The sequence below is a fragment of the Rhodoferax sp. GW822-FHT02D07 genome (assembly GCF_058802405.1).
In genome coordinates this window covers 123,589-124,841 of the sequence record NZ_JBXAOD010000003.1, presented here as the reverse complement: position 1 = coordinate 124,841, position 1,253 = coordinate 123,589, and the positions used below count along the sequence as shown (strand labels likewise).

Annotated in this window: 1 protein-coding gene; it reads right to left on the bottom strand. The window is 65.0% G+C overall.

Annotated elements, in window-relative coordinates:
- The coding region (locus tag AC1RNN_RS08800) for a Calx-beta domain-containing protein (protein ID WP_493137380.1) at positions 1-1,253 on the bottom strand (1,253 nt) is incomplete at both ends.

Below are 1,253 nucleotides of genomic sequence, written 5' to 3'. Positions count from 1 at the left end.
GGCCACGCTCACGCCGGTGATCGCCTTGGGCGTGTCCTCGTTGGTGGTCTGAGCGCCTGGCACCGTGTTGACCGGAGGGGCGTCATCATCGTTAATGGTGGCGACCTGGGTGTTGTCGCCGATGGTGGCGTTGGTGGGCGCGCTGATCTGCACGCTGAAGGACTCGGCGCCCTCAAAGACCGAGTCATTGGTGATGGGCACCGTGATGGTCTTGGAGGTCTCGCCCGCGGCAAAGGTCAGGGTGCCGGAGGTGGCGGTGTAGTCCGAGCCAGCGGTGGCAGTGCCATCCACGGTGGAGAAGGACACGGAAGAGCTCAGGTTGGTAGAGCCCGTCTTGGTGACTGTGAAGGTAATGGTGCCTGCGGCCTCATCGACGATGAAGTCCGAGCCCATGTTGAAGACCGGACGGTCATCGTTGGCGGTACCGCCGCCTGGGAGGGTGCGGCCATCGTCGACGATGGTGCCCACGCCGGTGCCGTCGACGATGACGGCGCCCACGGGGTTGGAGAGATTGATGTTGAAAGTCTCGGGACCTTCAAAGACCGAGTCATTGGTGATGTTGACGGTGATGGTCTGGGTGGCCACACCGGCGGCAAAGGACAGGGTGCCGGGGGTGACGGCGTAATCGGCAGAGGTGGCAGTGCCATCGGAGCCGGCGTAGTTGACGGCGGCGGCCTGGGAGAGGTCGCCGGCGCGGGTCACGGTGAAGGTCACGGTGCCGGCGGCCTCATCGATGGTCACATCGTTGATGGAGAAGCCGGGGCGGTCATCGTTGGCGGTACCACCGCCAGGCAGGGTACGGCCATCATCGACGATGGTGCCGGTGGCCGTGGTGGTGCCCAGGGTGGCATTGGAGGGGTTGGAGATGGAGACGGAGAAGTTCTCGCTGATCTCGTAGGCGGTGTCATTGGTAATGGAGACCGTGATCGTCTTGGTCGTCTCGCCAGCGGCAAAGGTCAGGGTGCCGGCCGCGGCGGTGTAGTCCGAGCCAGCGGTGGCAGTGCCATTGGCCGTGGCGAAATCCACGGTGACGGGCAGGGTGGTGGAGCCGGTCTTGGTGACCGTGAAAGTCACCGTACCCGCAGCCTCATCAATGACCACATCGGAGCCGATGGACAAGGAGGGACGGTCATCGTTGGCGGGCCCGCCAGGCAGGGTGCGGCCATCGTCGACGATGGTGGCGACCTGGGTGTTGTCGCCGATGGTGGCGTTGGTGGGCGCGCTGATCTGCACGCTGAAGGACTCGGCGCCCT